This window comes from Pseudoalteromonas sp. ATL1, from assembly GCF_058933015.1.
Genome location: NZ_JBZYXL010000002.1, coordinates 373062 through 393734, shown reverse-complemented (window position 1 = coordinate 393734; position 20673 = coordinate 373062). Strand labels below are relative to the sequence as shown.

Genomic DNA, 20673 nt, shown 5'->3' with positions numbered 1-20673 from the left:
AAGTGACTTATTCGCGACTAGCTAGCGAGCTGCCGACAGAAGCGACGATAACCATAAGAATAGCGAGCCATTGCCAAATGCTCAGTAATTCACCAAGAATGAGCAAACCTGCCAACGCTGCAATCGCAGGCTCAAGACTCATCATGATACTAAAGCCTTGAGCGGGCATGTTGCGTAAAGCGACCATCTCTAAGCTATAGGGGAGCGCACTCGATAGCACACCAATCATGATGCCCAGTGGAATAAGCTCCCAGCTCAGTAGCGCGGCGCCTTGTGATACCACACCGATTGGCACAACGGCGATTGCTGCAATGCTCATACCCAGTGCGACGGTTGTGCCCCCCGAGCCTTGTGACCCCGTTTTTTTACCAAATAAAATGTAGCCCGCCCAACACGCGCCAGCCACTAACGCCAAAACGACGCCGATAGGGTCAAGTCCATCCGTGCTGCTCATGTCTGGTAGTAATAGGATGATGCCAAGTAGCGCAAACAGCACCCAAAGGTAATCTCGCTTTCGCTTTGATGAGAACAAAGCAACGGCGAGTGGACCTGTAAATTCAAGGGCAACGCCTACCCCTAAAGGGATCCGTTCAATCGCATAATAAAACGTAATATTCATGCAGCCAAGGCAAAGACCGTAGATCAAGATTGGCTTTTTATTCGCAGGAATATGCTTCCATGGCTGGAAAACGAGGCACAGGATCAGCGCTGAAAAACCTAATCGATAAGTAGTTGTACCTTCAGGTCCGACATGAGGGAAGAGCTGCTTGGCGATCGAGGCGCCAGACTGAATTGTGACCATCGCAATTAATAAACACACTACAGCGAGTAAAAACTCTCTATTAGCTAACTTCATTTATGCCTATTCTTTATCACAGCTATCGTACAAAAGGCCGCCAGTCTAAAGGGCTGGGTAAGAATACTCAAGTTGTTTGTATACAATATTCGTTGATTTTACCAATCGATCTCGCATTGCTTACAACTGATCACTTTAATGCATCTTTTCTATTACGCTTGTGGTTAATTTAGAGATATGCTCTCACCTCGATTATGGCTTGTGTTGTTCACAAGACGACAAATAGCTAAGCCATGCTTGTTGATGTTTTAGCATAGCACGGTGCTTTTTTGAGTTAACATGCGATTGGTGATCTAGCTCACTATGAAATGGCCCCGCGCGGCAGAAACTGCAGTGATCATCGTTAAGGTATTTGGGCATATATAACTTGTTTGCTAATTCTGATTGATGCTTAGCGCCAAACACAAAGGTGGTACCACTGGTATCCTTAACGTGCTTGTCTCTATCAACATTTCTGATCTGATAACCCGGAAATTGTGCAATGTTAAAGTCGTGCAACCCTAAAAATTGCATATTTGAACCCATACACAGCGAACTTTCTAAATCCCATTCACAATACGGTTTAACGTCCTTAGAGGTGATGTAACACAGCATCGGTCCATTTGGGTCAAGCGCATAGCGATAGGCATTATCAAGAAATAAACGCAGCAGTCGACGATTAAGGGTATTAACCGACCAAGCAGACTGCACAAACTTTGAATGATTAGCAAATGCAGGGATCAGCGGAAATTGAAAAATAGCCAGATCATACTGTTGCCCGCCCAAGCGTTGCCAACTATTTTGCTCAGTGACATCGAATGCGGGTAAGTATTCGGTGCCGCTATTCTTAATAAGATCTAGCGCGTGATGTTGGTATTTGTCACGAATGGTTTGCTCGTCATCATAGGTGCTTGCAGTTAACTCACTGATTTGATCAGATGTTTGCAACGCATGTGAAAAACTGAGGTCGCCATCACCAACGGTTAATACTCGCCATGTTTTTTCGAAAATCATACAGGACTACTGAAGTTAAAACAGCGGCGAGCTTAGCATTTTTATTGTGAAAAAGCTGCTAGCGGCCTTTAAGGGCTAGTTCATCAAGCAGGTGCATAACTCGTTCGCTGGCTTGCTCCATCTTGCCTAGCTGCACAATGGCTGCCTTTTTGTCTCCTTGCGCGTTGAGTTTCATCGCTTGTACGCCTGCGGTATGAACTTCTTTATGTGGTGCATCAATAGATTTGTAAGCACTTAAATCGCCATACTTCTTAGCACCTTCACCACCAAGCCACTGACCTAGCCGACAACTGGTGTGATCTGAAAAACTATCAATAGATTGACGGTCAACGCCAATTAAATGGTTATAAACCGCGCCTTTCCATACAACATGGTCCAACTTAACGGTTTGTATGAAAGTTTGTGTAGTCGCGCCCAAAATGGTCTGTTTCATAGAACCACAATTGCGCACAATATCTTTATATTCACCATTGAGGTCACCAATACTTTGCGATAACTGCTCGTTTGAGTGTTGGATCACTTCCACGGCATTTACGGTGAGTTGGGTGGTATCTATGATTTTTTTAACTAAGTCAGAGACCTCATTGGCAGATTCGTTGGTGTTGTTGGCTAAGGCACGTACCTCATCGGCTACAACACTAAATCCACGTCCGGCTTCTCCGGCCCTAGCAGCTTCAATTGCGGCATTTAAAGCAAGTAAGTTAGTTTGATCTGAGATTTTTGAAATGGTGGTAACAAAGGTGTTTATGTTATCTGCCATTTGTGAAAGCCCCGAAATATTGGTCGTCATGCTACCCATATTTTCAGATAAGCTTACCATGCCTTTAAGAATATCCTTGAGTGAGTTTTCAGATATTTCAAAAGACTTGTTGACCTGCGAAATAGACTGACTTTGGTGTTCAATTTCCGTAAAGCTGTTAGCAACGCTCTCACGAATACCGTAGATTTGAGCTAAACCGCTTAACGCACATTGGAGTAGCTGGTTATCGGTATTGTCGTTGAGTTGTTTTTGATACTGGCTTAGCTCATCTCTTAACTCGTCATTTTGAGTCTGTAGAGCCTGATTGTTCGCTTGGCTTTTTGCTAATGCTTGTTGCAAGCTAGCGAGTTCCTGCTCCATTTGTTTGTTTTTAAATAATTGGCTAAACACGGTCTTTCCTTCGTAACAATTTATTAAAGAATAACAACGAAATGCGTTGCTTGCTAGGTACGTTCGAGTAAGTCTTTGTTATTTATCACGACGAGACTTATCTCGGTACATCTTAGCGTCTGCTTGTTGTAAGATTTTGTCAGGCTCAAGATGTTTATTGGTTTTTGCAGCGCCGATGCTGACGCCTACTTGGTATTGTTGTAATTGGGAAGATAAATTGGCTCGCAGAGCTTCTCTATCGTCAAATGCTAAGTTTGTAAAAGCGACAAACTCATCACCTCCAATGCGAAATACGGCTTCGCTATCCAACTCACTCATGAGCTTTTTGGCAAAACTACTGAGGATCTCATCGCCAATATGATGGCCAAATTCATCGTTAGCATGTTTAAAATTATCTAAATCGAAATAGTATAGCCACGCGTATTGGTCACAGTGTGTATCAAATTCATTGAAACAGGCTTTTCGATTACCAATGCCCGTCAAAGCGTCGTGAAAGGCTTCGTAACGTAAACGCTGTTCTAACTGTTTGCGGCTGGCAATTTCTAAATTCAATCGCATGATGGTGTCTTTTTTTGATGCCAGCATGACGAGCATGCCATAGCACACCAAGATAAAACCAATGCTTTTAAACGATGTATCAAGGATCAAAACGGGAATGAGGTCATAACCGATATAGTCATCTATCGCGTCGAGCATCAGCCCTGTACAATAAAAAAACCAGCCGTAAATAAGCAATCTGCTATTTAACTGAGGCGCAGCAAGCACCACAACGGTGGTTGATAAACAAAACCACACGACTTCTTCAATCGCATCCAAGAGCACTTTGTCTTGTGAGAAAGTCCAAAATAAAAATGACAGGCCTAGAGACCAAATTAAAGCAATGGCTATTTTCTGTTTCATGTCCGTGCCAGTGAGCAACAAAGCTAATTACTTATTTAGGTATAGCAGTTTAAACACGACTCAGTTCAATGCTTTGGGCAATCATAAATAGATGACAAACAAACACCATAGACGTGAGAATGTAACGCATCTTGTGGTAGTCCTTATGGTGATCCTGCCAAGGTGCCATACCTCGCTCAAATGCCAGCACCAAGATAAAACCAATCGATAAGTAGATTAGCATGCTAGTCGATGAAACAAATGTTAAAAGTGGGTAGGGGATCACAACCAGTACCGCCATGATTGCATGCGTGTATGATTGCTCTCCTGCTCGCCAAAGGGAGCCTGCCATAAAACCCAAAATGCCCATGCTGTAAAATGTAAATGCATCAACAGCTGCTTGTGATGAGCCGAGTAATAACGAAAAGAACACACAGGCTAAAAAGGGTAAAACACCATAATAGCCAAGCTGTATGTGATTAAAATGTGGATGCATGTTGTCCTCTGAATAGGCGATTTATAGGTCGTTACTTGCGAGTATAACGCAGCACGCGTGTTACTTATAATTTCTATGTAATTCAACGCTGAATTGATCACTCTCAGGGCTAAAAAAGTTTCCAATCGCAAAAATGGATTAAAACAATCTAAACGATCAATTTTATTTGTTTTTCATTTCACCCTATCTTAGTAACCAAGCAAAGCGAACAAGCAAACAAAGTTCGCAACCGATATAACGTTAACTAAGAGAGAAAAATATGACTACTTCATTGATCAACACAAAAATTCAACCATTCAATGCAACGGCTTACCACAATGGCGACTTCGTACAAGTGAGTGAGCAAGACTTACTCGGCAAATGGTCAATTGTGTTCTTCTATCCAGCTGACTTTACCTTTGTATGTCCAACGGAGCTTGGTGATTTGGCTGACTACTATGCACAGCTACAAGACATGGGTGTAGAAGTGTATTCGGTATCAACAGATACGCACTTTACGCACAAGGCTTGGCACGATGCATCTGACACAATCAAGAAAATTCAATTCCCAATGATTGGTGACCCAACAGGGAAAATCACACGTAACTTTGGTGTGATGATTGAAGAAGAAGGCTTGGCACTACGCGGTACGTTTGTGATTAACCCTGAGGGTGAAATCAAAGTGGTTGAAACCCACGACCTAGGTATTGGCCGCAGTGCAAAAGAGCTTCTTCGTAAGGTTCAAGCAGCACAGTACATTGCAAACCACGATGGTGAAGTTTGCCCTGCATCTTGGCAGCCAGGTGAAGAAACGTTAGCGCCTTCACTAGACCTAGTAGGCAAAATCTAATTCTGTCGGGGTGGCCTGCCACCCCAGCCATTTATTGCTGTGAGGATGACCAAATTATGTTAGACCAAAATATTAAAAACCAATTAAAAAGCCATTTTAGCGCCCTAAAAGAGCCTGTAGAGCTGGTCATTGCACTGGATGACAGCAATAAGGCGAGAGAATTAGAATCGCTCAGCGCGGAGCTTGCGTCTTTGAGTGATATGATTTCAGTATCAAATAATCCAGAGACTCAGGTTCGTAAACCGAGTATGTCAGTGCGCTCTAAACAGCGTTTGACGGAAATCACTTTTGCAGGTGTGCCAATGGGCCACGAGTTTACCTCTTTAATTTTGGCGATTTTGCAGTCTGGTGGTCACCCACCCAAAGCCAATGAAGATGAGATTGAACAGATACAGTCATTAAACGAGCCGCTTAATTTTGAAATGTATATTTCATTGAGCTGTCAGACGTGTCCACAAGTCGTACAGGCGCTTAATTTAATGGCGGGGCTTAATCCACTGATAAAAACCACCATGATTGATGGCGCACTGTTTCAAGATGAAGTAAACGAGCGCAATGTATTAGCGGTACCGACCGTATTCTTAAATGGTGAGTTGTTTTCACAAGGTGCTGTATCACTCTCTGATATTTTGAACAAAGTGGATAGCAATGCTGGGCAAAAACAGGCTCAGAAGCTAAACGATAAAGACGTGTTCGATGTGCTTGTTGTTGGTGGTGGTCCTGCTGGTAGTGCAGCGGCTATCTATGCCGCACGTAAGGGCCTAAACACGGGGGTTGTCGCTGATAGATTTGGTGGCCAAGTCGCAGATACCATGAGTATTGAAAACTTTATTTCGGTTAAAGAAACTGAAGGCCCTAAACTTGTCGCTCAATTAGAAGAGCACGTAAAACAGTACGATGTAGATGTCATGGCGGGTCAACGTGCAGTCAAAGTTAGCCGTGATGAAGACTTAAACATTACGCTAGAAAACGGCGCTGTGCTTAGAGCAAAATCAATTGTACTCGCAACCGGTGCTCGCTGGAGAAACATGAATGTACCAGGAGAAGCAGAATACAAAGGAAGAGGTGTTGCGTATTGCCCACACTGTGACGGCCCGTTATTCAAAGGCAAGCCAGTGGCAGTCATTGGTGGCGGTAACTCGGGTATTGAGGCAGCCATTGATCTCGCTAACATTGTTGAGCAGGTGACGGTTTTAGAATTCGCAGACACATTACGTGCCGATGATGTTTTGATCAAAAAAGCACACAGCTTGCCTAATGTGACTATCATCAAGAATGCGCAAACCACTCAAGTGTTGGGAGATGGTAAGAGAGTAACTGGACTGACTTACACTGATAGAGTTTCGGGTGAGCAGCATGAACTGAGCCTCGCTGGGATATTTGTACAAATTGGTTTAGTGCCCAACACGGAGTTCTTGAAAGAGTCGGAGGTTTCACTCACACAATTTGGTGAAATAAACATTGATGCCAAAGGGGCAACCTCTATGGCCGGTGTGTATGCCGCAGGTGATGCGACAACAACGCCATTTAAACAAATTATTATCGCCATGGGTTCAGGTGCAACCGCAAGTTTAGGGGCGTTTGATTACCTTATTCGCCATAGCGAACGCAGTGAAGATGAAAAAGCTGCATAAAAGTTCATTGCATGCCAGTTTGTTAGGTTACTGGCATACGCGCAATGTTAAGCCGTTTTAGACTATCTAAAACGGCTTTTTTGTTTAATTAATGTATCACTTGCTTTAGCGTATCTCTCACCGTTGGCAGTAAACGTCGACTGACAGGCACCGTTTGTTGATTATTTAACTGCAAGACATGTGCGGTGCTGTCCGAGCGATTTGAATTTGAAGAGAGCGTGTCGACCATACTCAAGTTGACAATGTAGGAGCGGTGAACTCGCAAAAAAGTGGCAGGCAAAAAAGACTCTAGTTGTTTCAAAGTACCCGAATAGAGCGTGTCCGTTTTATCTAGCATATGTATTTCAACGTAATCTCCAGCAGCTTTGCAAAAAGCGATGTCGGTTGAGTTAACATATTGCACCTTACCAGCGCTGCTTATTTCTAGTTTACTCGGGGCTTTAGTTTGCGCTGTTTGCGCCAGTTGATATTCTAATTTTGCCAGTTTTGATTGTTCTTGCTGTAGCTGCTCATTTTGAAGCCTTAATTCATAGGCTTGTTGAACAAATAAATAACAAAGGAACAAGCCAATAACAACAAAGTAGATTATTTCATGAAAGCTTGTAGCGCTGATAAAAATGAGCGCAACGAGTAATAGCTTAACAATGAGCCAAGTCAGAATATGTTTGTCTTTTGTTTTTAGCCACGAAGTGGTGAGCAAGGCAATACCCACGAGCAACGGCGTAAAAATACCAGCCGTTGTTTTGGTATCGAATCCGGGCACGACAATAACCAGAACAAGGGTGAGCAAAAGGCCGCCGTATATCCAATGAATCGCTTTGCCCGGTTTAACTTTACTTGCAACATAGATAAGTACCAGTAGGCCAAATAGACAGGCTAGCAGCGTGATGGTAACGAGCCGAACATCGTGCCAAGGGTAGGTGTAATCAATAAATCGTCGAGAAACTTCAGCGCCCAGTTGGCAACTTGCGACAAAACACAAGGTTGAAAACAGCCGGTATGTACGTATCTTATTGTTTCCAAAGCTAAGAATGAGAAAATATAAGGCGCCAACCATGAATGCGCCAATCAGTATCAAGGCCACGTAATTATAATATTGAATGAAACGCTTCGGGTCTCCAAATTGTGCGAATGCAATAAGATGAACAGGCGTGCCTAAATGAATAAGACTATGATAACCCGAAAAGTTAAAAATAAGTTCATTATTCAATGGTTTGATTGCACTTTGAGGAAGGTGAAAAACACTATCCATTAGGCCAGGCTGTTCATTTTTGTTGGTTGAGGGCGTGCCATTGTGACCGAGCAACTCGCCGTTGACATACACAGTGCTTGCGGCCTTTGCAGATAGATATAGACCGTAAGGTGGCTTGATATCATGCCAAAAGGCTGTGTCTTCAAAGTTGATTTTCACCCAGATATCGGTGTTTTGGGGATCTATATCTATTAATTTGGCTTCATGGCAGTTGATGTTATTTAATGGGGTGTTGAGTAAGGGATTGGCATCGCAAATCGTCACCGGATGATGATACGGAATTGACCGTAGTGTGTCCGCTGCCGTGCTCATATTATGAAAGAGCACCATAAAAACAAAGAACACTAATTTACTTGCAAATGCTTTGTGCATAATTTAAACGTTTCCTCGTTGCCGTTTGCCGATAAATCACTACCGTTTAACGCCGTCACCTAAAAGCCGCTACCTTTTAAAGAAGACTTCTTATTGTTTAGCAATCACTTAGCGCTTAATAGTGGCTAAACATAACAGGAGTCATCTTATGCTAATAAAAAGCGCAATTCTAGCAACGCTATTCAGCTTGCTGACAATGCACGGTTTGGTATTTGCCAAATCAGATCTATTTGAAAACGAGGCGTGGACAAAATTTAAGCCAAATGAAGGTGAGCGTATTGATGCGATTGAAGGGCACTTTTTTGTACCAGAGAATCGGAATAGCGCAACCAGTCGCAAGATCAGAGTCAATTACGTACGTTTTCCTGGTACAGGCAAGTCTAAAGGTGCGCCGATTATCTATTTGGCTGGTGGCCCCGGTGGTTCTGGAATTGGTACTGCGAAGTGGCGTCGCTTTCCTTTATTTATGGCGCTACGGGAATACTCAGATGTGATTGCGCTAGATCAACGAGGAACAGGGCAATCTGAACAAGCGCCTAGATGCGTTTCAGATGAAAAGTTGCCGCTAACCGAAAAGCTTGCACCGTCGCAAGTGAAGCTTGCCTATGTCAAAGCAGCTAAACAATGTTTTGAATTTTGGCAACAAAAAGGATTTGATGTGTATGGCTATACAACGGTGCAAAATGCGCTAGATATTGAAAGTTTGCGAAAACACTTACACGCCGACAAAGTCACTTTATGGGGGATCTCATATGGTAGTCACCTTGCATTTGCTGCAATGAAGCTGTTCCCTGAGCGTATTGAAAAAGTGATTATTGCCAGTGCCGAAGGTCTTAATCAAACCGTAAAACTACCCGCAATGACCGATGATTACTTCAAGCGAGTGCAGCAAATCATCGATCAACAACCTTTGAAAAAGTCAGTGCCTGATTTAACAGAATTGATGAAGCGCGTTCATACAAAATTAGACAAAACGCCTATACCTCTGAAAATTAAGAGCAAAGAAGGCGCTAAAACCGAGCTATTGTTTCAAACGGGTCACTTACGGATGCTTGCGAGCATGATGATTGCCGACCCTAACCAGTATTTGGCTATGCTGATCCACATCTATTTAGGGCTAGATAATGATTCGACAGAGTTACTAGAAAGCGTATTACAGCGAGGTGTTTTTAACGAAGAGATAATTAGCTTTAGCCTAATGCCACTGGCAATGGATGTGGCATCAGGTATTACGCCAAAAAGACTCGCTTTGGTCAGTGAACAGGCAAAATCGGCTTTGCTGTCTGATGTATTGAACTTCCCGATGCCCATGTTAAATATGTTTGATACAAATTTGGATCTTGGCGAGCAGTTTAGAGTTGAGCCAAAAAATGACATACCCACCTTATTGTTTTCTGGCACGCTTGATGGGCGAACCTATCTCAGTGAACAAACTGAAGCGGCAAGTGGGCTTACCAATTTGTCGCACGTGACGGTAAAACACGCTGGGCATAACTTATATATGTCGTCGCCTGAAATTTTAGAAATAATGAAAACATTTTTATCAGATAAGGTGTTAACAAAAAGTAGCATTGCGCTCGAGATTCCGAACCTGTCACTTCAGCGCTAAATTGAAAAGGAATTAAATATGCCGAAATAAAAGAGCAGTTATAAACTGCTCTTTCTTTTTATTTATAAAATAAAATCTTTTATAACAGTGTGTTAGTTTTTAACTGGGGCGTTAATCGGTCGTTGCGCAGCAAGTAAATGCGACAGGTATGATAGCGTGATCCAGCATTATGAATAAATCTCGATTGCTCAACTTTTAGGTTAATACTATGTTGTATTTTTCACTAAAAGGAACAGCAACATGAATAAGGTTAATTTAATTTCTATGTTGATTTGCGCTAGTGCGCTTATCGCAAACGACGTCTACGCACGCTCAGTGCCAGCCACAAACCACGCTATCGTTTACGAGGGTCGAATTGCCAAAGACTACAGCACAGGTGCTGTTAATTTTAATTGGCCCGGCAGTCATTTTAAAACTCAGCTGAAAGGCACGCGCTTGGACGCAACGCTTATTGGTTGGGGCAATCAGTTTGACGTGTTGGTTGACGGTAAACTGCACAAAAAGATTATGACGGATTACAGTGGTCAGCCCAAAACTTACGAGCTGTTCAGCCAAGAAAATGCAGAGCCTGTAGCGATAGAAGTGGTAAAACGCACAGAAGATCCTGCTAACTTTAGCCAGTTACTCAGTTTTGAGGTAGACGGCCAGCTAGATGGTGTATGGGAAAGTCAAAAACATGTTTTGTTTATTGGCGACTCAATCAGTGCGGGCTTTGGTAGCGAGTCTTCTAAACGTGAATGTACATGGCCGGAAGTGGTGGAAACAAGCAATGCACGCCTTGCATTTCCCTATGTGAGCGCGCAACAACTTGACGCGAGCTTTACGCAACTTTCTTTTTCAGGCCTTGGATTGATACGCAATTGGAACGGTAATCAAACACATCACGACCTAACTTATTATTATGACAAAGCCGGTGCGGTTCATGGTGACACTCGAGAATTCGAGGACAAGTTCCCAAGCTTGTTAGTTATAGAAGTGGGTACGAATGATTTTAGTACCGATCCACAAGCTCATGAACCATGGAAAGATATTCAACAAGTCAAAGAAGCTTGGGTAAAAAGGATGGTTGAGTTTGTGCAAACGTTGCGCGCTCGTTATCCAGAGCAGCCCATTGTATTTATGCCAAGGCCTGCTTACCCATATGATTTCATCATTCCTGCGACGAATGAAGCCATCGAGCTACTTAATAAGCAGGGTCAAAGTGACTTGTACGCCCACACATTCTACTCACAGCTTAGTGGTTGCATATGGCATCCCACCAAGCAAGAGCATGAGCAAATAGCAGAGCAATTAGTCAGTTTTATTCGTGCGAAAAAGCTACTTTAACAGTGGGAGTGAAAAGGAAGTGTCAGGTAGTCCTTCCCTTAAGTTATTTGATGGTTGCAAGTACTAACTTTTACTTTCTTCAACCCACATTACTCCAACCTCTTTTTTGACCACTTGCACTTTAGTGCCTTTTGCGAGAGGTTGTTGGCTTTTTAGCTGCCAGTTAATGCCAGAGTAGGTATGAAAAAGCTGAGATTGCGCATTTAAGTCGTCTTCAAGCGTTAGTTCAATATCGGCAAAGTCTGTATGTATGGTATCTTGTTGTGCCGATTTTTGTAGTCGAACCAGTGGTTTCCACAACACTAGCGCAAAAACAAAGGTAAGAAGGCCATTTACCCACAATGCGGTTAGCCAATCTTGTGGTATCAAATTGGCATACATCATGGCACCCGAAAAGATAAACGACAGACCCAAAAACAGCAGCACAAAGGTGGAAAAACCAAGTACTAAGATCTCAATGATCAGCGCAAGAATGCCAATCACTATCAAAGATTGAGGCAAGTTATCTAATATAAACGCCATAGAATTTACCCTTGTTGTTTATTAATTGCGTTGATAATAGACATGCTTTGAGCAACAAGCGCACTGGCATCAGTGCCATTATCAGGCAAAATAACCACAGAGGATTCTTTGGCAATGGCTTGTTTAGCGGCAATAGCTTTTGTTGCCAAATCGAGCTGAATGGCTTTTTGACCTTCCTGTGTATCTGCGGCTTCCCCGACCTTTCTGAGCGCTTCGGCCTGTGCTTCAGCGACTGCCAATATGGCTTTTGCTTCACCTTCTGCTCTGAGAATTTGCTCTGCTTTTTCAGCTTCTGCTGCCAGTACTTGCGCTTGCTTTTTACCCTCAGCCACATTAATAGCTGCTTGTCTATCACCCTCAGATTCAAGAATTTGCGCACGCTTTACGCGTTCTGCCTTCATTTGTGCTTCCATTGCTTCCATCACTGAATTGGGTGGCACAATGTCTTTAATTTCATAGCGAAGTACTTGAATTCCCCAAGGCTCTGAGGCTGAGTTAATCGCCGTGACAATATTGGTATTGAGTAAGTCTCTTTCTTCAAACGTTTTATCTAACTCCATTTTGCCAAGCTCACTACGCATCGTGGTTTGAGCAAGCTGCGTAACTGCAAAAATGTAGTCATCCACGCCATAAGTCGCTTTATAGGGGTCGAGCACTCGAAAGTACAACACGCCATCAACAATCAAAGAAATATTGTCTTTAGTAATCGCCGACTGGGATGGCACATCGACCGCTTGCTCTTTTAAGCTTCTATCAGCCGCTACTCTATCAATAAAAGGTACGATAAAGTTAAGGCCAGCCTCTTTAGTTGATTGGTATTTGCCAAATCGCTCTACCATCCATGCGCGGTTTTGCGGCACAAATTTGATACTGCTTTTGAGTACAACAATAACCAAAATGAAGATAACAACTTCAATGTTAAAAAGTAGTTCGAGTATTTGTGTAACGGGGTCCATAGTGTTCCTTAGCAGATAAGTTGGTCCTGTTTTGAGCGTAGCACTAAGGGAACAAATAGACTAGAGGCGGGAGGATACTTTGTTAACAAGGTGCGCCTAAGCGCACCTGTTAATTTAAAGTTGTACCCTGATGCAAATTAAAGCGCGGTACAGCGAGTAGGCCCAGAGTGTGTGTCGCCTTCAGCAAAGTACTGAGTGCAAAGAGATGGGCCTGTTAACTCTTTACCGCCAGCAATATTAGGGGTTTGATTTAACTGTATTGCTTTGTTTGACCCGAGTGTTTTCAGTTTTTTGGTTTTTAAAGTGAGTTTCATAGCACTCTCCTTTTTGTGATTGTTTGAGTTTATTAATGTTTGTGTTCTTCACACAGTTGAACAAATACCATTGAAAAAGCTGTATTGATACTGGCAGGTTTGCTAGGAAAGCGCTGTGAAAATGTAACTGAATATGTCATTATCGCAGTTAACCTTTTGTTTATTAACTATTTTTAAAGTCTGCTTTGATGGTTGTTTACATACGTTCATATTTGTACCTTGTATGTGCACGTCGCTTGGCGATAATGACAATCACATTTCTAATAAGCGACATATTTGAGAAAAATAATGAAAAAGACAACTCTCGTATTGGCCGTATCCGCGGCATTGGCAGTACTGGGCGGCTGTTCTCAACAAGCGGCTAAAGTGGATCAAACAACAGCGGTTGTGGAGCAAAATCTACATTCAGGGATTGATAAAGCAAACTTTGATTTGAGCGTTAGACCGCAAGACGATTTTTTCCGTCACGTTAATGGCACTTGGTTAAAAAATACTGAAATTCCAAGCGACAAAACATTTTGGGGTGGCTTCTTTAAGTTAAGAGAAGAGTCAGATGTTGCTGTTAAAGAAATTATTCAGCAAACACAAAAACAGACGCAAACTGCACAAGCTGGGTCAAGTGAGCAAAAAGTAGGTGACTTATACACCAGCTTTATGAATGAAGAGCGATTAAACACGCTTGGTTTTGAACCAATTAAGCCGTTACTTGAGAAAATTTCTGCTGCAAAAAGCTATGATCAACTTAGTGCGGTGATTGGTATGTTATCTGTGTATGATGTGACCTTACCGTTAGGGTTTGCGGTTGAGGCAGACGCTAAAAACGCAACACACAATACGATTTATTTAGGCCAAAGTGGTATTGGCTTACCTGATAGAGATTACTACCTCAAGGATGATGAAAAGTCTAAAGCACTGCGCGACGCTTATGTAAATATGATCGCGGCTGAGCTGAAGCTGATCGGTGAAAAGTCACCTGAGAAAGCAGCGCAAACCATTTTGGATATAGAAACCAAGTTAGCAGAAGTGATGTGGACTCGCACTAAGTCACGCGAGACAAGCTTAACCTACAACCCACATACACCTGATGAGTTAGCGGGTAAACTAGGCAAGTTTAGCTGGGACAAAATGGCGCAGGCAGTGGGTCTACCTAAAACAGATAAAATTGTTGTTGGTGAAACGAGCTACGTTGAAGACTTTGGTAAATTGTTTGCCACCATTTCTGTTGAGCAGTGGCAGGCATACCTTAAGTTCCATACAGTTAACCAATTTGCTGAGTACTTGAGCGATGACTTTGCGCAAGCTAACTTTGAATTTTACGGTAAAGCGCTAAGTGGTGTGGCAGAGCAAAAGCCAAGATGGCAGCGTGGTGTGTCACTCACTAATGCCATGCTAGGTGAAGAAATTGGCAAGTTATATGTTGCAAAGCATTTCTCACCACGTGCAAAAGAGCGCATGGAGCAGCTAGTTCAAAACTTGATCAAAGCATACAGCATCAGCATTGATGAGCTTGAGTGGATGTCGGACGAAACCAAGCAAGCCGCACAAGAAAAGCTTGCTAAGTTCCGTTACAAAATAGGTTACCCGAACGAGTGGCGCAGTTACGACTTTGAGATCAATGCGGATGACTTAGTGGGCAACATTATGCGCTCTGACGAGTTTGAAACGAAACGTGAGCTTGCAAAAATCGGCCAACTGGTTGACAAAGAAGAGTGGGGCATGACACCACAAATGGTGAACGCTTATTATCACCCACTTAGAAACGAAATTGTATTTCCAGCGGCTATCTTACAACCGCCATTTTTTGATATGAATGCCGATGATGCGGTGAACTATGGTGGTATTGGTGCCGTAATTGGTCACGAAATTGGTCATGGTTTTGATGACCAAGGTGCACAGTTTGACGGTGAAGGTAATATCCATAACTGGTGGCATGAAAAGGACTTGGACCAATTTAAAACACGTGGTGACAGCCTAGTCGCGCAATTTGACGGTTACAAGCTGTTTGATGATGCAAGCGTCAATGGTCGCCTAACACTGGGTGAAAACATCGGTGATTTGGGTGGCTTAACCGTTGCTTACAAGGCATATCAGTTGTCACTAGAAGACAAGCCTCGTCAAAACCTAGATGGCTACACACCAGAACAGCGTTTCTTTATTGGTTTTACGCAAATTTGGCGCGCGAAGATCCGCGAACAAATGCAACGTCAGTTGCTTGTGGTTGATAGTCACTCACCGGGTGAGTTTAGAGCAAATGGTTCACTAACGAACTTTACGCCATTCTATGAAGCGTTTGCGCTAAAAGAAGGTGACAAGCTGTTTAAGCCAGAAGAGAAGCGCGTAAAAATTTGGTAATGAGCGACTGTCTGAACTAATTATAATGTAATGTTTACTAAGGCCTTTATCACATGATAAAGGCCTTTTTATTTGCTATTGCTCACTGTGGCTAAAATTGCACGCTGGCAATTTCTTTTTGATTGCTAGGTGACCATGCTTTTTGTAAAGCCGTTTCTCTATCTAGCCAAAGAAACTCGGTGTGCTCTTTTGGGTCTAGCTGAACAACGATATTGTTTGGTACGCAAATACTGAATACATGCTCAGTATTAATAAGAGAGCCGGGTTCATAACGATGGCGCCAACCTGGCCTTATTTCGTAATGATTGGTCGTTTGATGGTCGTGTATTTCAATTCCCAGCGCTTTGGCGTCTATTCCCGTTTCTTCTTTTAACTCACGGTAAGCGGTTTCTAAAGGAAGCTCACCTTGCTCTACGCCTCCGGTTACCGATTGCCAAAAGTCGGGATCGTCAGCGCGGCGGATCAACAAAAACTCATGATTATGATTATAAATCACCACTAAAACGGAAAAAGGCTTTCTTAAGTGCACGTGAACGAGTCTCCTTACAAAAAACAGCGTTATGTTAGCACTGCTTATACGTGAGTAAAGTGAATTTAGGGGCAAAAAAAAGCAGGCCCACATAAAGTGGGCCTGCTGAATAACAACACCTAAACAGTGTGCTTTAAGGAAGATAAAACACCGCCAACCTCCCTGTTGGCAACAGCGATAATCAACTTTTTAAGGAGATTAAGCTTTTAATGCGAAACAAAAGATACCTTAATGTTTACCGTGTGTAAACATTTAATTTAACATTTATTTAAACTTGTGAGTGAAATTGGAAACGAAAGTAAATTTTAAAATCCATAATTTCTCCACATTTGCCACTAACAATGAAATCTGCAATCACGGTTATGTGCATAACTGTTGCAAATCCAGTTGCTCATGGACGAGCTTTACCTCACTTCATCGCATACGTCTGTATGATATATAAACAGCTTCGTTTCAACGTATTAGACACTTCTCAACCGATTATTCCCTTGACAGTGCGCTGCTATCTTTAAGCTGTAATTCACTGTAATCGTGCTTGTAAAAATTAAATGATACGTTTGACGGTTTTTTATCTGACTTCTACCTACTTGTCGCCCTCAAACTTCCCTTTAATGTAAACATATGGTGAACGTTTTTTGCGTTTTTTGACTCAGATCACTATTAAATACGCGAAACTTCATGGTAACTTAGAGCTGTTGTAACCCGCCTGTATAGTCACTTCGTCTTCACAGCAGTTGCAGTATTCAAATAAATACGGTTAAGGAAGTAACAAGCCAAATGAAAGGAAGTTTATGCGTTTAAAAGAAGCTTTTGGTGTTTCAATAAAGTTACCATGTGATATGAATATATTTATGGTTTCATTAAACTCTGATGGTCAATTTATTTGCTGACGGAAAAACATCTCAGTCTTTTCATTTACTGTATTTTACGTTTTGAAACCCATACATTTTTAGGTAATTGATGTCCAACATTACACTCGAATATTACGCTGAGCATGCCCAAGAGTTTGCAAGCTCTACTTTAAACGTTGATATGCAGCCACTTTATAGTGAGTTTTTACCAGCGTTAGTCCAATTAAGTGATAAAAAGCACATTCATATCTTCGATGCTGGCTGTGGTAGCGGCCGTGACGCTTTGGCATTCAAAAAGCTTGGATATACCGTAAGTGCAATGGATGCGTGTAAGCAATTGGTTGAAATTGCGTCTAAAAATTTAGACCAAGCCGTGCAGCATGCACATTTCGAAGACATCAATGCAATTGCACAATTTGATGGTATTTGGGCATGCGCAAGCTTATTACACGTGGCTAAAAATGACTTAGTTGATAGCTTTGAAAGGTTGGAAAAAGCTTTAAAACCACACGGAGTGATGTATGTGTCATTTAAATATGGTGTCGAAGAGCGAGAACATAATGGCCGACGGTTTACCGACTTAAATGAAAAAGGTCTTGCGTCGATAGTTGAAAGCTTGCCTCATCTAAGTGTATTGAAAACATGGGTCACTGAAGATCAACGACCTAATCGAGAAAACGAGCTTTGGCTAAACGCATTACTTAGGAAGGACTAGTTTTGTGAGCCGTATAGATCAAGGAAGCGCTTTGCAGCTTAGCAATCAACAACAGCTTTATCGAGGTGGTGCCGACCCGCTGTTACCAGCGCTACTGCATGCGATTAATCATGCGGATACAATTAATATCACAGTGTCGTTTATTCAACGCTCAGGACTCAATCTGCTGAAAAGTGCACTTAATGAAGCGCTTGAAGCAAATAACCAAGTCAGAATACTTACTTCAGATTACTTACACATTACTTGCCCAAATGCCCTCAGGGATTTAATGCTGTTAAAAGAAGAAGGCGCAGATGTGCGCATTTTTGAAACTCAGGGCACAGACAGTTTCCATATGAAGTCTTACATCTTTATCAAAGGTGCTATGGATAACGGCAGACCATTTGAGGGGAGTGCATTTGTAGGCTCAAACAACATGAGTAAGTCTGCTTTAACAACAGGCTTAGAGTGGTGTTTTCGACATGATTTTTATGGTTCCAAGTCAGACACTGATGCGTTTCATCAATTTGATCAGGCTTTTTCAACGCTTTTTGAGCATCCGCAAGTTAATGAATTAAGCCACTGCTGGATTGACCAATATATAAAGCGTCGTAAAAAACCAACGTTTGTTGCGGTCGGGAGTGGATTTGTAGATGAGCAAGTTGAGCAACCAAAGCCTCGCGAGGACCAAGCTATAGCACTCAAAAAGCTAAATGAAACTAGACAACAAGGGTATCAACGTGGCCTTGTTGTGCTCGCCACCGGTATGGGTAAAACTTGGCTAGCAGCGTTTGACGTGCAGCAGTTTGCCGCAAAGCGAGTTCTGTTTGTAGCACATAGAGAAGAAATTTTACAACAAGCCTTAAATACGTTTACGACCTTATTAGATGGCAAAGTCGGGTACTATAAGGGTGATAAAAAAGAAGTAGAGGCAGACTTCTTATTCGCTTCAATTCAAACAATAGGCAAATTAACTCACTTACAACGATTTTGCGCAACTCACTTCGACTACATAGTCGTTGATGAGTTTCATCATGCCTGCAGTGGTATATATCAAAATTTACTCAACTACTTTAACCCCAAATTCTTATTAGGGTTAACAGCAACGCCAGAACGGACTGATCAAGCCGACATATTGAGCTTATGTGATAACAATTTGGTTTATGAGCGTAATTTAGTCCACGGCATTGATTCGAAAACATTGGTGCCTTTTAACTACTTTGGCATTTGGGATGAAGAAGTTGACTACAAAGCAATCCCTTGGCGCAATGGCAAGTTTGACGAAACCAAGCTTGAAAATAAATTAGTGACTATGCGCAGAGCAAAGCATGCATACGAGCAGTGGCAACAACATGCTCAAACTCGAACACTTGCGTTTTGCATGTCGATTAAGCACGCTGAATTTATGGCGCAATATTTTAATGAAAAAGGCGTTGTGTCTCTCGCTGTTTATGGTGGCTCTAAGGTACGTCGCAATGATGCATTAACACAATTGCAGCAAGGACAGGTGAAGGTTTTATTTTGCGTTGACTTGTTTAATGAGGGTACCGATTTACCCTGTATAGATACGGTTATGATGCTCAGGCCTAGCCAATCTAAAATACTCTTTTTGCAGCAACTTGGACGTGGACTCAGAGTCCACGCAGGTAAGGCGCATTTAGTTGTATTGGACTTTATTGGTAATCATCATAGCTTCTTAAACAAGCCGATGGCCTTGCTGGGAGTGAATAGCGCAAAAGACGTGATGCGTAAGCTTAAGGCGCCCGTTCTCCCACTGGGGTGTAATGTCACCTACGATCTGCAAAGCGCACAATTTTGGAATGAACTGGCTAAGAAATTAAGAACAAGCGCTTTAGAAGACTATGAAGCACTCGCTAAATTAATGGGGCACGGCCCCACAGCGTGCGAGTTCTATCACCACTACGGTAGTTTAGATAAACCAAAGCAGCAACACGGTAGTTGGTTTGAGATGATAGCTGAGCTACAAAATCGCAACAGCCCTAGCTTAGATAAACATCATCGCTCTATAAATTCAACTTGGCTTTCTTCATATAAAGATTTTTTGCTTGAAGCGGTTGAATTAACACGCATGGATAAGTGTTTTAAGATGATTTTACTCAAGGCTTTTATTGAGTTGGATGGCTTAAATAAATCGCTTACCTGCGGCCAGTTAGCAAAAGCGTCATACACTTTACTCCAGCGCAATCCCAAACTTTGGCAAAGTGATATAGATCCTAAACGACAGTTTCAATCGGGCAATGATACCAAGTGGTTTAGGTTTTGGCTTGATAACCCACTTGGTGCATACCTTCACCTAAAAAGAAAAGGGCAAAAGACTAAGCCTTGGTTTAAGTCCTCTTCAGGACATGGCACGCCATTTACAAATTCTCTATTTGAAGCAAACTTCTCAGTCAAAAAACAGGATATTGAGTTACTAAAAAGCTGTATACAAGAGCTCGTGGATTATCGTTTGGCTAAATATAAGCCTAAATCTGTGCAAGCTAAAACGGACAAATCCAATCAGCCTTTGGCTTCTGCTTCTCAATCGAATATCGCGTTATTTGGCCAAACTTCACACGCCCCTAACAGTGAAAGCAATACTGAAAATAATCACAACGATGTCGATGTGACTATGCTGCCGTATTTTCCAAATCTAAAAATAGCCTGTGGGCACTTTAAGAATGCGGACATAAGTGAGCTAGAGTACCGAGCAGCGCCAGAAGGAAGTGGCAAAGTAGACCCCACTAAACACTTTTTGGCTCATGCCAGCGGCAATTCAATGAATGGTGGTAAGCACCCAATTCTAGACGGTGATCTGCTGCTTCTAGAGCGTATTACTTCAGATAATGCAGGCTCGATCACGAATACAACGATTGCTATAGAACGGTTTGACGAAACAGGCGATGAGCAATTTTTATTACGTGATGTAAAAAAACAGGTTAATGCACAAGGTGAAGCAAGCTATTTGTTGGTACCAAGAAACCCAGAGTACGCAGTAATGGAAGCCAGAGATGAGTTTGTAACATTTGCGCGGTTGAAAGTGAACTACAACTAACAAA

Annotated in this window: 17 protein-coding genes; 7 read left to right on the top strand and 10 right to left on the bottom strand. The window is 42.3% G+C overall.

The window, feature by feature from the left end; genetic code table 11:
- Positions 1-7 precede the first annotated feature (7 nt).
- The 5 genes from AC5FX4_RS19890 to AC5FX4_RS19870 form a co-directional block, all read right to left on the bottom strand.
- Positions 8-856 carry an EamA family transporter gene (locus AC5FX4_RS19890; RefSeq protein WP_493608159.1) on the bottom strand — a complete coding sequence of 283 codons (849 nt, stop codon included), beginning with the start codon at positions 854-856 and terminating at the stop codon, positions 8-10.
- Between the two features lie 192 nt (positions 857-1048).
- A complete protein-coding gene (locus AC5FX4_RS19885; protein ID WP_493608158.1) occupies positions 1049-1849 on the bottom strand; it encodes a Rossmann-like fold-containing protein in 801 nt (266 codons plus the stop codon).
- A gap of 58 nt (positions 1850-1907) precedes the next feature.
- Positions 1908-2999, bottom strand: a complete 1092-nt coding sequence (locus tag AC5FX4_RS19880; RefSeq protein ID WP_493608157.1) for a methyl-accepting chemotaxis protein — start codon at positions 2997-2999, stop codon at positions 1908-1910.
- A 78-nt stretch (positions 3000-3077) separates the two neighbouring features.
- Complete coding sequence (locus tag AC5FX4_RS19875) at positions 3078-3899, bottom strand: GGDEF domain-containing protein (protein WP_493608156.1); 822 nt, start codon at positions 3897-3899, stop codon at positions 3078-3080.
- A gap of 49 nt (positions 3900-3948) precedes the next feature.
- Positions 3949-4374: a DUF3429 domain-containing protein gene (locus tag AC5FX4_RS19870; RefSeq protein WP_493608155.1), complete on the bottom strand. Its 426-nt coding sequence runs from the start codon at positions 4372-4374 to the stop codon at positions 3949-3951.
- A gap of 259 nt (positions 4375-4633) precedes the next feature.
- Here AC5FX4_RS19870 and ahpC point away from each other — a divergent pair, with 259 nt between their 5' ends.
- Entirely contained in the window at positions 4634-5203 is a 570-nt protein-coding gene (ahpC, locus tag AC5FX4_RS19865) for an alkyl hydroperoxide reductase subunit C (RefSeq protein ID WP_493608154.1), read from the top strand.
- A 56-nt stretch (positions 5204-5259) separates the two neighbouring features.
- The gene (ahpF, locus tag AC5FX4_RS19860) at positions 5260-6837 is read left to right on the top strand and encodes an alkyl hydroperoxide reductase subunit F (RefSeq protein ID WP_493608153.1); all 1578 of its coding nucleotides are present in this window, start codon (positions 5260-5262) and stop codon (positions 6835-6837) included.
- Positions 6838-6925: 88 nt separating this feature from the next.
- Here the strand turns inward: ahpF and AC5FX4_RS19855 are convergent, their stop codons facing one another.
- Positions 6926-8461, bottom strand: a complete 1536-nt coding sequence (locus tag AC5FX4_RS19855) for a LytR/AlgR family response regulator transcription factor (RefSeq protein ID WP_493608152.1) — start codon at positions 8459-8461, stop codon at positions 6926-6928.
- Positions 8462-8609: 148 nt separating this feature from the next.
- Between AC5FX4_RS19855 and AC5FX4_RS19850 the strand changes: the two genes are divergently transcribed.
- Positions 8610-10070 (top strand): alpha/beta fold hydrolase, encoded by a 1461-nt coding sequence (locus tag AC5FX4_RS19850; RefSeq protein ID WP_493608151.1) that lies wholly within the window; start codon positions 8610-8612, stop codon positions 10068-10070.
- Between the two features lie 240 nt (positions 10071-10310).
- Positions 10311-11396: an SGNH/GDSL hydrolase family protein gene (locus AC5FX4_RS19845; protein ID WP_493608150.1), complete on the top strand. Its 1086-nt coding sequence runs from the start codon at positions 10311-10313 to the stop codon at positions 11394-11396.
- Between the two features lie 63 nt (positions 11397-11459).
- Here the strand turns inward: AC5FX4_RS19845 and AC5FX4_RS19840 are convergent, their stop codons facing one another.
- The 3 genes from AC5FX4_RS19840 to AC5FX4_RS19830 form a co-directional block, all read right to left on the bottom strand.
- Positions 11460-11918 (bottom strand): NfeD family protein, encoded by a 459-nt coding sequence (locus AC5FX4_RS19840; RefSeq protein ID WP_493608149.1) that lies wholly within the window; start codon positions 11916-11918, stop codon positions 11460-11462.
- Between the two features lie 5 nt (positions 11919-11923).
- Positions 11924-12874 (bottom strand): SPFH domain-containing protein, encoded by a 951-nt coding sequence (locus tag AC5FX4_RS19835; RefSeq protein WP_493608148.1) that lies wholly within the window; start codon positions 12872-12874, stop codon positions 11924-11926.
- Between the two features lie 137 nt (positions 12875-13011).
- Positions 13012-13188 (bottom strand): hypothetical protein, encoded by a 177-nt coding sequence (locus AC5FX4_RS19830; protein WP_493608147.1) that lies wholly within the window; start codon positions 13186-13188, stop codon positions 13012-13014.
- A 288-nt stretch (positions 13189-13476) separates the two neighbouring features.
- On the opposite strand from AC5FX4_RS19830, the gene AC5FX4_RS19825 reads away from it, so the two are divergent.
- Entirely contained in the window at positions 13477-15540 is a 2064-nt protein-coding gene (locus tag AC5FX4_RS19825) for a M13 family metallopeptidase (protein ID WP_493608146.1), read from the top strand.
- Between the two features lie 91 nt (positions 15541-15631).
- Here AC5FX4_RS19825 and nudB read toward each other — a convergent pair whose 3' ends face one another.
- Positions 15632-16069, bottom strand: coding sequence for a dihydroneopterin triphosphate diphosphatase (gene nudB, locus AC5FX4_RS19820; RefSeq protein ID WP_493608145.1), 438 nt, complete (start codon positions 16067-16069; stop codon positions 15632-15634).
- 960 nt (positions 16070-17029) lie between these two features.
- Here nudB and AC5FX4_RS19815 point away from each other — a divergent pair.
- Both AC5FX4_RS19815 and AC5FX4_RS19810 read left to right on the top strand, forming a co-directional pair.
- Positions 17030-17635 (top strand): class I SAM-dependent methyltransferase, encoded by a 606-nt coding sequence (locus AC5FX4_RS19815; RefSeq protein WP_493608144.1) that lies wholly within the window; start codon positions 17030-17032, stop codon positions 17633-17635.
- Between the two features lie 4 nt (positions 17636-17639).
- Positions 17640-20669, top strand: a complete 3030-nt coding sequence (locus AC5FX4_RS19810) for a DEAD/DEAH box helicase family protein (RefSeq protein WP_493608143.1) — start codon at positions 17640-17642, stop codon at positions 20667-20669.
- The last annotated feature ends 4 nt before the right edge of the window (positions 20670-20673 follow it).